Here is a 13,603-nt window from a genome sequence, read left to right as displayed (position 1 = left end):
AGCCTGCTTTCTTTCATGGAATCCGGCATCATACCGAAAAAGTTGCCGATACCCATGGAAGGCTCCAGTACATTTCCTCTGGAAAATCCCATTTTCTCCAATGTTTCGTACATCTGGTGGATAATGACCGGACTTGTATAATGGGCATTCAAGGTACTCTCCCTTGCCATGCGGTACTCCTCCGGCGATAGCAGTTCCTTTAACTGGTGATATTCTGCTGACCAGTTTGATTTGCTCTCGTCAAACGCTTCGGCAAGACCGCCCCAGCCGACATACTGGGATAAAACCTGCTGTTCTCCCGGTGTAGCATATCTGTTTTCGCCTTCGATCTGCTCCAACAGCTTGATTGCTGCAATATTTCTCAGGAATTTTTCTTTTGGAGAGCCTTCACCCAAACGATCATCGCTGATATGGAAATTGACAGCGTTACTTTTATCCGATGCAGCCACATTTATTTCCTGTACAGTCTTATTCTCCTCTGCCGAAGGTATAAGCGGCTCCCATTCTCCGGTAAGCACCTGTGACAGCATTTCCTCTGTCTGTCGGTCTGCTTCACCATTCTCCAGACGCTCACGGGCAGACTGTGTATCTATACTGTCCAGTTCATCTTCAGTCTGTTCTGTAACAACATTCTGTTCCTTTTCATCAGAAAACTCCGCTTCTGCTTCCCTGCCACTTTCTGCAAGCTCATTCCCCCAGTCCATTGCTTCCTGCAAAGTCGAAAATGCCTCCAATGCCGGACGGGTGGTGTCTGCCGTATCATAAATAGCATATCCGTCCACTTCCTTATCGATCCAAAGGAATACTCCTTCTGATAAGGTGGCACTCCACTGTGTCGGATTTCCATATTCATCATCTGCATCATGTACCACATGCCAGGATAATTTCTGCAATTTCTCTTGTAAAAATTCTTGTTGTGGCTGAGTTTCATCCGGCTCTGCGATACCATCCGTCCCCTCAAAGCGTGAAAACACTTCTGCTTCGTGTCGGTCAATATCTTCCTCTGCTAAAGCATTGATGTAATCATCTTCTACCTCGCTACGCTCCGGCTTATGGTCGTATTCAAAGGTTTTCCCATTGACCTGTGCATAATAAAAGCTGTTATCCTCTATGTCATTTCCAAGCAGATATTTCTCTTTTTCATTGCCCCACTCATCAATCAGATTACATTCATATCCATCAATCGTGACTGTTTGCTGTACTTCCTTTCCTTTTTCCCGCAATACATTGATATATCTTCTTGCCTGATTGGTAAATCCGTCCAATACTGCCGGATGTGAACTTAAAATCAGATCATTGTTCTGCCACTCATTTTCCGCAACAATGCCTTTTGCCCATTCCTTATTGTTCTGCGAAAACCGACCGTCATAATCAAAATGCGTAACCGTATTTGCAAGAACAAATTCCACACAGTCAATGCCATATTTGTCTATGATCTCATCTGCTGTATTCCTCGGAAGAACAAAACCATTGAATTTCTCAGCAATCAGTGCATCAATGTCTTTCTTACACTCTAACCGCTGTCCATGCTCCAGACGGGAAAGCTCACGTTGTCTCGCTTTCTCTGCCTGTTCTTCCTTATATGCCTTATAATTCTCTTTCCCCTGTGGAGATAAATATTTATCTTCTTTGATCAGCTCCCCAAGCCTTTTCTCCACAACATTCCAGTTCAGAAGTACTTTAGCATACGGATTGCCATAACTGCCCTTTTCCAGACGGATACCTTTTCCATCATGTTCATTGTGGGAATCATCATTCCCCGGCAGACCACCGGAACCTCCGCCAATCCCATATTCCTTTTTCAGAAAAGCAACCGCTTCCTTCTGATCGTGTCCTTCCATGAAATACTCATAGATGCGGAAAGCTCCGTGCTCATAGCCGCTTCCTCTGCCAAGGGCATAGTCAATTTCATCCTGCGTGATGAAATCCTCCTGCTTTACCTCCAGTGTATCCGGCACAGGAAATTCCAGTTTTTCCCTGTCAAGGTCTGCAATCTCTGACAAAAGATACTCCGGTGACTTCACATGACGCCATTTTAATGTTGCTTTCCCGGATGCAAGACGCTCCCTGGCATCTTCGATAATCGCCCTGATTTTTTCTCTGCCTTCATGCTCAGAAAGAAGATTCATAAGTCTTTCTTCACTGTCCGGATAGTTTCCTGCCTTGATTCCAATTTCTTCCGGTGCTTCATCCATCCCGTCACGCAGAAAGAAAAAGATCTGATTGGCTACCCGTTTTCTCTCCTGCGTATCCACAAGAAAGGCTTCACTGGCACTCATATACGTTCCGTTTTCCACCATGGAGCGGATATGGCTTTCTACATCCTCCCAGTTCATGGTTGCAATCGGTGCTTCCTTTGCCTGCGTTCCATAGCCGACACTCATGCCGTGTTCATCAAACCATACCGACACCGGATGACCACCGATTTCAAAGCCTTTCCCGGTCTGTCCGTATTCCTTTTTCAGAAACTCTACCATGCCCTCTGCATCCCTGCCCTCGGTATATTTGGCATAGATACGCTTCCTGCTGTGCTGCTTTCCCCCACCACTCCGTAAAATGGTGTCCAGTTCCTCCTGCGGTAAAGAAAAAGCAGCGGGCATGGTATATTTCATACCAGCTTCCGCTGCTGCGACTGTTCCGACCTGTTCCTCAAAAGAAGGAAACAGGCTTAATTGTGTAAAGACAGGTTCCGGTGCTTCTCCCTGTAAAGGTGTATCTTCTACAGACGGTAAATCAGTTCGTCCCTCACGATCTCCTCTGCCCGGTTCTGGATGCTGTTCATCTTCGCTACCCAAAGCATCTGATCGGCTGCTTTGAGCTGTTCGGTCACTTCCTCGCTTTCCGCCATCTGTGATGTCAACTGCTCCATCCGCTCCTCCGCCTGCTTCTGTATGGTCAGCAGATGCTCTTTCAGTTTGCCTTTCAGAAGAAACGCTGAGTACACGCCCCTGTGGTTCTCCTTCAGAAAGCTCTCCCTCATCATCCCGAATTTCGTCACTGCTTCCTCCGGCTGGATATCCGCCTGTAATGTCGGGATCAGATAATCCCCGTTCTGTTCGTAAGTCAGATTCATTGTCATTGCCCCTTTCTTCGATGTCATAGTGGTTGTCGGTAATTTCTTCGTGTGTGCCTTCGCTTTCACGCTTTAAAGCATTGTAGTCTATTTCGGAAGTATTTGCAAGTTCTTTCTGTGATAAATTTTGCTCTGCCTCATGTACATGGCTCCGGTTGTATGCCCGGACGGTCCTTCCAATCTCTAGTAGTACCGGTTTCGCCAGTTCGTTTGCTGCATCACCAAGGATTGCAAGAGTATCCAGGGAATTAAATTCATGAATAAAATCAAAGGAAAGTGCAGACTCATACTCCACAATGTCAGCTCCACACGCTGATAATAAAGTAAAAGAAATACTATCTGCCAATGTTTCCCGGAAGCGGATGCCAATATTCTGTTCATCCAGTCCCTCCAGGAAACTTCCTTCTATCATGTATTGCAGATCCGGAAGTACTTCCTCATAATAGTCTTCCGCAATTCTCCTGGATATTTCTATCAATCTGTTTTCAAACGGCTTTGTTTCATCTGTCCCTCCATAAATCTGCTCCAGCTGTTTGATTACATCATTTTTATGTTCTTCATGCACTTCCCATCTTTCCGGGTAACGTCCAATGCGCCTTGCGGCATGAACGTCTGACACATCAAAGACATACTTTAACCGCTTTCTCGGAGCACGATCTTCATCAATCAGTGCAATTCCTTTGGCACCCTTATTTACCCAACAGTGCATGCGTTCGTTCCACACCTCAATGGGCGCACATGCTGTTGCATCAGGTCTTTGTGCATAAATTAAAATCTGTTCCCGGAATGGATATTTATACAGTCTGGCCGCTGTAGTCAGATACTGCATCCACGCATTACGATTTCTCACTATCTCTTTTGCAGTCTCCTGCGCCAAAATGGATATAAAATCATATTTTCTCATAACGTTCCTTTCTCGGATTTAAACAGCAGAAAAGCAGCCCCTGCGGACTGCTTTCCTTACTTTTGTTTTCCGTTATCTCTTATAATATGGCTTGCTTTTTCTTAACTGCCGTCGGTTCTTCCTTTCCCAAATCCGCTTTAATGACCTTATCTTTCTTTTCTGCCAATCGGTCTTTCAATGAATGCCGCTCTCCCTCTTCTTCTCTGTGTTCCCTGGCATTGGTACGTTCCTGTACCTTATCACTCCGTAATAATTCATGCTCCTTTGCGTCATACTCATAGACATGATCCGACAATACTTCGTGTGCCGCTACTTCTGTATTGTTTACTTCTTTTACCATCTGTTCCAACTCTTTTCTGTCACAGCCGGCATCCTTCGGCACGATCAACACCTCATGCACAGAGGATGGTAACACATAAAAGTCACCTATTTTATCTGCAATCTCCTGTCTTATGTCATCATTTAGTATGGCTGCCGCACCGTCCACCTTTGTGTCATTGGTCAACACATACATCATTTCCTTTGTCTCCGGCATCATGGATGCCGCCATATCACGGGCATCTTCTATGCTGATTCCTTCCTCACAGGCAATGTTCTGAGCCATCAGGTCAATTACAGTTTCACTGATTCCCCGGAACGAATACGGCTGAAGAATATCCATATTCCGGATTGCCTGTTCATGAATATCTTCTAAGGATACCCCAAATGCTTCCAGCAGGTTATCTGTTACGGTAATGGATGCCTGCTCATAATCCCTTTTATCCATAAGTATCTGGTATACCACTGCGAGATCTTCCATTTTCGTGTATGGCTTGTTCTTCAGATAATCCCTGTTTGCTTCCTCATTGATCAGCTTGCAGATAATTCTGTCCTTTACATTGTCATAATCCATGATTTTATCAATATCCATCTTCTGATCCACATAATGTTCCTGATAAATATCGGCAATCGCTGTCAGAATATCCTCCATTTCTGTTCCATCCTGCAGCTTTGCATAATATGGATTCAGATATATGGTGGGTGAAACATTCGATTCTTCTGTCCGGATGCTGAGTCCGTCCAGCCTGCAATCATTATTCTTGATAATCTCATGTACTGAAATTTCCGCATTACGGAATTTCTCCGGAAGATAATCCCTGATCTGTTCCTTTACCTGTTCCACAAAATCCTTGTAATCCATTATTCTTCCCCACTTTCTTTATTTTTGTTCTTTTTTACATCTGCCAAAATGTCTGCAATGGCTTTCTCATAACTTTTCAGGCGTTCCATTGATTTCTTTCTGTCTGTTTCTGTAATTTCTTTCTCTAACTGCTTCATCTTTTCCTCCATTTCTTTCAAAAAAGGCGCATGAGATATTTCTTCTCATACGCCTTATCGCTGTTTGTTTCATGTTATATCTTTGTGTGTTGATTTAATCAGGTATCAACATTCCTTATCATATAGATTATATGCCATATTCTCTGCGAAGATCTGCAAAAGCCTTTCATGCTGGAAATCAATACCTGTTTACTTATTTTTCTGTGGAAATTCCATCTTAAACTGATACTGCGAACCCTTGATTTCCTTTCCGTCTTTAGTATAAGAAAAATCTTCAATGCCCTCCGGGATCAGGTACGCATCATAGTTTCCTTTCTTCCCTTTTAACCCTTTGACCAGTGTCTTTTTCCCTGCCAGAAGACTCTTGATCTGGGTATCAGAAAGCGGTACGCCCAATGCCCTGCTTACATTCATGCCGCACTTCTTTTTACAGTAAGCACCAAACTTTCCTTTTACCACATCGCCGCCACACTTCGGACAGATTCCCAGTTTCTCAGCTGTATTACTTCTTACAAACATATTTTTCTGCTCGTCACTGACACTATGATAAGTTTTCACCAGTTCCCTTACCATGGTCTCTATTCCTTCCATGAATTGATCTGCAGATACTTTTCCTTGTGATACCAGTGTCAGTTCATTCTCCCAGTCTGCGGTCAGTTTCGGGGATTTCACGACATCCGGAAGTACGGTGATCAGCTTCATACCGTCCTCCGTCGGGATCATCTGTTTTTTCTCCCGTTTTACAAATCCGTCCTTTACCAGCTTTTCAATGATGTCCGCCCTGGTGGCAGGTGTCCCCAGTCCCTTACGCTCCACCTCATCACCCATATCCTCTGCTCCGGCTCTTTCCATGGCTGACAGCAGACTGTCCTCCGTGTAATGCTTTGGCGGCTGTGTGAAATGTTCCGATACTCTGGTATCTTCAACCGTTACCGTCATGCCCTCGGTAAGCTCCGGCAGTCTCTTTGCATCATCGGAATCGATTTTATCCTCTGTGGTCTTATATGCCTTTTTGAAAAGCTCCTCAAAATCCTTCCAGCCGTTTTTCCATATCTCTTTCCCGGAAACCTTGAAAACCATGCCATTACAGGTAAGTTCTGCTTTGGTGGAATTGTAAATATGCTTCTCTGCCGTGGCACAGAGCAGACGGTTGGCGCAAAGGGAAAGGATCTTCCTTTCACTCTCCGGTATCACCTTTAAATCCTGCTTTACGATCTCCGTGGTCGGGATAATGGCATGATGGTCTGTTACTTTTTTGCTGTTCAGAACCTTTTTCACATCCGGGTTGAATAGGATATTCTGCTCAAATAACAGGGAATTGAAAATCGCTTCGATCACATTTCCCACTGTCCCCTCCATGTCATCGGAAAGATACTGGCTGTCTGTTCTGGGATACGTTACCAGCTTTTTCTCATAAAGGCTCTGCGTATATTCCAATGTCTGCTTGGCAGTAAAGCCAAACAGACGGTTTGCATCCCTCTGGAGTGTGGTAAGGTCATAGAGCTTCGGCGGTGCCACCCACTTTTCTTCCTTTACCACGGAAGTGACAAGAGCCTGTCCGTTTGCACAGGCTTCTGCGATTTTTTCTGCTTCTGCCTTGTCACGGATATGCTCCGATACCGCATCCAGACCATTGCCAAGGATATGCGCCACATAGTAGGCTTCCTTTTTAAAATTCATAATCCTTGCTTCACGGTCTACCAGCATGGCAAGGGTGGGGGTCTGCACCCTCCCCACCTTCAACGCCTTGCCGCCATATAACACGGTAAAGAGCCTGGTGCCGTTGATTCCTACAAGCCAGTCTGCTTCCTGCCTGCACAGTGCGGATTCATACAGATGGTCATATTCCCTTCCCGGTCTGAGATTGGAAAATCCCTCCTTGATGGCACTTTCCTCCATGGAAGAAATCCATAAACGCTGCATCGGCTTGTCACAGCCTGCCATGTTATAGGTCAGGCGGAAGATCAGTTCCCCCTCACGCCCGGCATCGGTGGCACATACCACCGACTCCACACGGCTGTCATGCATCAGTTTTTTCAGTACATTATATTGTGCTCTGGTGTCACTTTTCACTTCATGCTGCCATGTATCCGGAATGATCGGAAGGCTTGCATAGGTCCATTTCTGCAAAGCTTCATCATAGCTTTCCGGCTGTGCCAGTTCGATCAGATGTCCCACACACCATGATACGATATAATCATTGCCCTCCATGTATCCGTCCTTACGTTCGGTTGCACCAAGCACACCTGCAATGCTCTGGGCCACGCTCGGCTTCTCTGCGATCACTAACTGCATCTGTTATTCCTCCCCATTCTCTGTATCTTCTTCCAATTTCATAGCCGGATCATCACTTTCCGGATCTTCACCCACAGGATTTAGAAATTCCTCATCCGGATCTGTTTCCTCTTCTTCCTCATCGTCATACTCTTCTTCGTAATCGTCCTCCAGCTCATCCTCATCATCGTCAATGAAGTTTTCCTTTTTCTTCTTTGCCTTTATAACATAAACCACGCCAATTACAGCAGCTGAAGCAATTCCCAGGATAAGATAGGCAAAGCCGGAACCCTCCTGCTTCTGTTCTGTAGTTTCCGGCTCACTTCCTTCCTCGGTACTCTCCCCGGTATTTTCTTCCACCGTCTCCGCATCCTGTTTCTTATTTCCCGTGGCATCGGTATTGTTATTGTCAAGAGCGGCATCCTTAACAGGGATTGCCGACTCCAGTGCGGCAGAGTTTTTCGGAAGTGTCTCACTGTTATCGGATGTGGTGTTCAGCAGGTCATTTTCGCTCACTTCTGTAAGGAAATATACCTTTTCCTCGTCACCATCCCTGTCGATCACAAGATAAAACACCTTTTCCGAAGCAGTCTGGATTGTATAAAACTCCTTGCCCTGCTCCGATGTACTGCTTTCACTGCTTTTCTCTGCACTGTCCGTGGTATCTCCCGTATCAGGAGATTGTTTCGTGGAGGAAGTGCCTGTTCCGGTTCCCGTCTCGGAAATGGTATTCCCATTGCTGTCTGTTCTGGTATGCTCCGTTACCTGTGCGGTTGCAGAACCAGGCTTAGTTGCAGATGCATCCACCGGAAGCTGCTGTGCCGGATCTTTTTCATTGCTGTCCTTCGTCTCCGGATCGGTGTAATAAGGATTGGCAGTTTTATAAATCTCCGATATATTTCCTGCATTGTCCATAGCGGAAACGGTAAAATACTGATACCCGGCATCAAACTGTTGCAGGCGGATATTCAATGCCCCATTCGTATGCTCCGTAAATTCATAGCCATTTACATAGATTGCCTTGATACCGGAATCCGTATCCTGTGCCTGAATGCTCAAAAGACCGTCGCTGACTGCGGCATTTAAGGTAGGCTTTGTGAAATCAAAGCACTTGATATAACGGTTTTTCTCATAGGTCTTTCTCTTCTGGTCAGTGACCCGCACATAAATGGTGCTGTTCTCGGAAATCTCCACATACATATCTTCTGTAATATCCGTCCAGCTTCCATTCTGCGCCACTTTTGCCTGCACCTTCTGGATCGTAAAGTTGCCGGACTTTACCGTATCTTCCACCGAAACAGATACCTTAGTGGTATCGTTATGCCATCCGGTCGGTGTGGCGATTGTGATTTTTACACTGGGATTTACATAGGCACATTCCTGGTAATCCCTGCTGCAGACTTTACAGTTCTTATCCACCTCATACTGGCTGCACTTTTCTTTACAGGTGCACGTATCTTCCGGATCGTTTTCCCCGGAACCGTCTTCTCCCGGTTTTTCCTCTTCCGGATCGGAATCCTCTCCGGTATTGTCCGGTTCTCTTTCTTCGGAACTGCCTTCTCCAGAACCACCTTCTATAAGACCGTCCTCTTCCTTATGGATTTCTTCTGTGTTTTCATCCTCTGCCTTTTTCTCCGGACTGCTCTCTTCCGTTTCCTCCTGTGCATGGACTTCTACTGCATGGCTTCCGTTTGCAAAATATGCACCAGCCGGCATGCAAAACAGGACAGCTGACAGCATAACGGTCAGTATGAACTTAACGGATAACTTCTTTTTCATTTCCTGCTTCCTCCCTGTGTTCCTGATTTCTTTTCTGTAATAACTGTCTGACCTCATCCTCACTGAGCTTATTCAGCACCTGTAAACGTTCCGATGAAATCTTATATTTCCGAATGATCTTCATGGCTTCGGCATCCTCCGCCATCTGTTTCTGCTCTGCAAGGTCTTTTTCTTTTGCCTGAAGCTGTGTGATCTGCTCCCTGACCTTTTTAAGCTGTGTATTGATTCTTTCTACGGACACTTCGTATCCTCCCTTCGTTAATTTAATCTTCCAAAACCGTAAAAATGACTCTGCCAGTAAGCACTATGAATGGATGTGTACTGGATGGGATCCCCACAGTGCACCATTGTCCCGTTTCCACAGTAAATGCCGACATGGGTGACCGGACGTCCTGCGTTGTAGGTTCCGGTAAAGAAGATGATATCCCCCGCTTTTGCATCGGATGCTGACACCGGTGCACACTGGTCATAAATCCCCTGTGCCGTGGTTCGTGGCAGGTCATGCACCCCGCTGTTGGAAAATACCCAGCAGACGAACGCTGAACAGTCAAAACTTGCTGGTGCTGTTCCTCCAAACGTGTATGGCATACCGAGGTATCTGTTTGCTTCTGTCATAAGTGCCTGTACGGTTGCATCATCATAGGATTCCGGCGGTATCACATTGCCGGTTCCTCCTCCGGTTGCGCCCGGTGTCTCCCCATAAATGGTCTGTTCTCCTGCTTCAAAATAAAATAACGGGTTATAATACTCCCCGTTATACAGACACTCGATATGAAGATGGCTTCCGGTACTGCTTCCCGTATTCCCGCTTTTTCCAATGGGATCACCCTTTGTTACACTCTGCCCTGCCGATACCGTTACGCTGTCCATGTGGGCATATTTTGTGGTATATCCCTTACTGTCTGTGATCACCACATAATTTCCGTAATAGGCATCGAAAGCTGCTTCCGTCACTGTCCCGTCATGCGCTGCATAGACATCGGTCCCTGTCGGCACGGCAATGTCCACGCCCCTGTGAATCTCCTCCGCTCCGGTGTTCGGATTTTTCCGGTATCCATAATAACTGCTGATATAGTAATACCAGTAGTAATCCACGGGTGTACCAAATACCTGTAGCCCGCCTTTTGTTTCCGTATAGGCGGCAAAGAGTTCACTCTGCTCACTGTCCATCCGCCCAGCAGTCATGCTTTCCAACGGGATCACCGTAAGTGTGGTACGAAGGATTTTAACCGTGTATTCTTCTTCCTCTTCGTACTCATATTCCTCCGTACTGGTAGTTCCATCCGCATTTGTTACGACTCTGGTTCCGGTCTTTGTAACGGTTCTCGTCCGTGTTTCCTCCATTTCCTCCGTAGTAAGGGAATACATGGCATCAAACAGTTCCTGTATTTCATGTTCCACATCCGCTGCGGTAAATTCTGTATGGACTGCCGAAAGGTAACTGATCAGCGTAAACGGATCATGCCCGATTGCACCGAGGTTATAATCATATTCGTCGTACCCCGGATGATCGGTTTCTATCGCATCAATCGTATTTTGCAGTTCCTTTTCTTTCTGCGTGAAAGATAATTCTGCCGCATCAATCTCTGCCGGCAGGCTCAAATAGGTCGTTGCCATAGTCGTTGTCACAGTTCCCGTAAAAATGGAGCCACAGCTTGATAATGCAGACATTATCATGACAAGCAAGAGTGCAAAGATCCCTATGGATATAATCAATGTTTTATTCTTTACAGCAATCTCCTGTAGCTTCTTTACAATCCCGGTTGCGGCATTAGCGGTCTTTGTAAATGCTTCCTTTGCAGTCTTTGCTGCTGCTCCTGCCCTCCTCGCTTTTGCATATTCCCGTTTAATACGCTGTTTCTGTAACTGCCTTTGCAACTGCTTTTTCGGACTGTTGCCTTTTAAATGTGGATTTTCACTCAGGAATTTCTCATACTCCAGTTTCATATCTGCTGTGACCTGCTTTTTCTGAAGCCTATCAAGCCTGTCCTTTTTACGCTGTGCCTTGCTTTTATGGTGGTACTTCATGTAATGGTACACATCTTCTGCCCGTTGTTCGGTCTTATGTGCGCCCTCCACCGCAGAATTGTCTTTTTCTGTTTCTGCAATCTTGCGATGCACAAAATACATATTTTCCGTTTGGAACTTATGAACCACAGTCTTTCCTAGTCCATCCGGCTTAAATGGCTTCTCAACATCTATCGGAATCACCACATACTTTGCTTTTCCGGTCTGTTCATCAAAGACACGTTTCATCTCATACTGCCGCTTTTTCGGAATCTTATCCTTTGCCTTCTGCAACTTCCGGCGATTCTTCTCTGATCGGTCGGCAGCCTTCTGTACCCTCTTATCCGAAAACCTTTCTGTCTGCCCCTGCGTAAAAGTATCATCCTTCGTCTGGAACTCTCCACTATCGGACTGCCCCGGTTTTTCTGACTTTGCACGCTCTCTGTGTGCGTGTTCTCTTTGCACACGTCTTTTGTGATATTTTCCTTTTTCCTCTGACCGTTGGTTGGTGTCCCTGACATGAACCTTATTTTCCATCGTGCTATCAGAAACCGTGTCAAAATCTTCTGATTGTTCCTCCTGCATGAAACTGTTTTCCTTTAAGAATGCCTTTTCCGCATCAGCTTCTGACTTCTGGACATTGTGACCAGAAGTTACATTTTTTGTATCATTCCCACGGTTTGCATCCCGTGGCAGATTGCTCACAGGCTTCTCATTGGCATGAAACTGACTTTCCGTAGAAAAGATGTTATCCTGCCTGTTTTCTGTATGATTTGCTCCAGTCACTTCCTTATCCATGGAAAATGTCTCTTTTTCAAATGCCTTTGCCGCCTGCTTCTTCTGTCTCTTTTCTGCCATTTACACTGCGTCCTCCTTCTGCACCGATTCCTCCGGCTTGGTATTCATAATTCTGTACGTCTTTGTGTCTGTCGGGTATTTATCCACGAACGGGATTACCACGTTATCAAACAGTATCAGACCACTTCCCGGCTCGGAATTGGTAACATAGGAAAGCTGTTTTTCTGACAGTCCCAGCTTATCCGCTAAGATTGCCTGATCTTTGGCATTCTGATTTAACAGATACACAAAATCGCTGTTACCCAAAATACCTTCAATCTCCTCAGAACGGAGAAAATCGCCCACGTTCTGCGTCAAACCTGTCGGAATACCACCCCATTTACGAAATCGCTTCCATATTTCCACAGAATAAATAGCAGTCTGCTTTTCCTTCAGAAGAAGGTGAAACTCATCACAGTAATAACGGGTAGCAATCTTCCGTTCCCGGTTTTGTGATACCCGGTTCCATACTGCATCCTGTACCACAAGCATTCCCAGCTCTTTCAACTGATTGCCTAAATCTCTGATGTCAAAGCACATGATACGGTTGCCGCTGTCCACATTGGTGCGATGGTTAAAATAATTCTGCGAACCATGCACATACAGTACAAGGCTGTTGGCGATCCGCTCCGCCTTCGGGTTCTTATGCTTCAGGAGAGCATTATATAAATCTTCCAGTATCGGCATATTTTCCGGCACCGGATTTTCAAAATACTTGTCATAAATATGACGGATACATTCGTCGATGATACCTTTCTCATCGTTCTCCAGACCGTCCTTGCCACCTGCGATTAGGTCACACAAAGTAATGATAAAATCGGATTTCAGCTTTAATGCTTCCTTATCCCCTTTATGGCTTAACTGGATGTCCATCGGGTTTAAGTAATCTTTGGAATTGGTGGCAAGTTTTACGACCTGTCCATGCAGTGCCGCCACCAGTGCAAAATACTCGCCCTCCGGATCGCAGATGATAATATCGTCCTTCGTGATAAGGAAGCAGCTTAAAATCTCACGCTTTGCGCTGAAACTCTTTCCGCTTCCCGGTGTTCCAAGTATGACTCCGTTTGGTGTACGAAGCCTTTTCCGGTCTGCCATGATCATGTTGTTGCTGAGTGCATTTAATCCGTAATAGATTGCCGGAGCAGGCATAAATAATTCCTGTGTGCAGAATGGTACTAAGATTGCGGTACTCTTTGTGGCAAGAGTACGTTCTATCCCCGTTTCATTACAGCCAATCGGTGCAGATGCCATAAGTCCCTGTTCCTGCAAATACTGTAAACAGCGCAGGTCACAGTTTGCCTGCTGTATGATGCCGGACACCCTCTGCATCAGGCTCTCCAGTTCCCTCCTTGTTCTTCCATAACAGGTAATAAGGAATGTCATGTTGATCATCTTCTGATTGCTCGTATTCA

The 13,603-nt window shown here is 45.7% G+C and carries 9 protein-coding genes; all 9 read right to left on the bottom strand.

The window, feature by feature from the left end; translation table 11 throughout:
- Positions 1-1,841 (bottom strand): DUF3849 domain-containing protein (locus ACLTOH_RS14755; RefSeq protein WP_412224324.1); only part of this gene is annotated, 1,841 nt, incomplete at its 3' end.
- An 878-nt stretch (positions 1,842-2,719) separates the two neighbouring features.
- Complete coding sequence (locus ACLTOH_RS14750) at positions 2,720-3,073, bottom strand: TnpV protein (protein ID WP_412224323.1); 354 nt, start codon at positions 3,071-3,073, stop codon at positions 2,720-2,722.
- Positions 3,074-4,056: 983 nt separating this feature from the next.
- Positions 4,057-5,157, bottom strand: coding sequence for a DUF5688 family protein (locus ACLTOH_RS14745; protein ID WP_412224321.1), 1,101 nt, complete (start codon positions 5,155-5,157; stop codon positions 4,057-4,059).
- Positions 5,157-5,294 carry a hypothetical protein gene (locus tag ACLTOH_RS14740; RefSeq protein ID WP_412224320.1) on the bottom strand — a complete coding sequence of 46 codons (138 nt, stop codon included), beginning with the start codon at positions 5,292-5,294 and terminating at the stop codon, positions 5,157-5,159. Before ACLTOH_RS14740 ends, ACLTOH_RS14745 begins: the two co-directional genes overlap by 1 nt.
- A gap of 189 nt (positions 5,295-5,483) precedes the next feature.
- Positions 5,484-7,589, bottom strand: a complete 2,106-nt coding sequence (locus tag ACLTOH_RS14735) for a DNA topoisomerase 3 (RefSeq protein WP_412224319.1) — start codon at positions 7,587-7,589, stop codon at positions 5,484-5,486.
- Between the two features lie 3 nt (positions 7,590-7,592).
- Entirely contained in the window at positions 7,593-9,347 is a 1,755-nt protein-coding gene (locus tag ACLTOH_RS14730; RefSeq protein ID WP_412224318.1) for a CD1107 family mobile element protein, read from the bottom strand.
- Positions 9,325-9,588 (bottom strand): cell envelope biogenesis protein TolA, encoded by a 264-nt coding sequence (locus ACLTOH_RS14725; protein ID WP_412224317.1) that lies wholly within the window; start codon positions 9,586-9,588, stop codon positions 9,325-9,327. Before ACLTOH_RS14725 ends, ACLTOH_RS14730 begins: the two co-directional genes overlap by 23 nt.
- 17 nt (positions 9,589-9,605) lie before the next feature.
- On the bottom strand, positions 9,606-12,212 hold the full coding sequence (locus ACLTOH_RS14720) for a CD1108 family mobile element protein (protein ID WP_412224316.1): 2,607 nt from the start codon (positions 12,210-12,212) through the stop codon (positions 9,606-9,608).
- Positions 12,213-13,603, bottom strand: a 1,391-nt coding sequence (locus tag ACLTOH_RS14715) for a VirB4-like conjugal transfer ATPase, CD1110 family (protein WP_412224315.1), incomplete at its 5' end; no start/stop codon positions are given. It lies immediately after the preceding gene.

The sequence above is a fragment of the Waltera sp. genome, from assembly GCF_046969025.1.
Taxonomy (GTDB): domain Bacteria; phylum Bacillota; class Clostridia; order Lachnospirales; family Lachnospiraceae; genus Acetatifactor; species Acetatifactor acetigignens.
Note: the sequence above shows the minus strand (reverse complement) of the source record. Positions and strands in the feature narration are given on the sequence as shown.

Coding starts and splice junctions, on each gene's coding strand:
- ACLTOH_RS14750 (WP_412224323.1), bottom strand. CDS start 3,073: ATGAATCTGACTTACGAACAGAACGGGGATTATCTGATCCCGACATTA.
- ACLTOH_RS14745 (WP_412224321.1), bottom strand. CDS start 5,157: ATGGATTACAAGGATTTTGTGGAACAGGTAAAGGAACAGATCAGGGAT.
- ACLTOH_RS14740 (WP_412224320.1), bottom strand. CDS start 5,294: ATGAAGCAGTTAGAGAAAGAAATTACAGAAACAGACAGAAAGAAATCA.
- ACLTOH_RS14735 (WP_412224319.1), bottom strand. CDS start 7,589: ATGCAGTTAGTGATCGCAGAGAAGCCGAGCGTGGCCCAGAGCATTGCA.
- ACLTOH_RS14730 (WP_412224318.1), bottom strand. CDS start 9,347: ATGAAAAAGAAGTTATCCGTTAAGTTCATACTGACCGTTATGCTGTCA.
- ACLTOH_RS14720 (WP_412224316.1), bottom strand. CDS start 12,212: ATGGCAGAAAAGAGACAGAAGAAGCAGGCGGCAAAGGCATTTGAAAAA.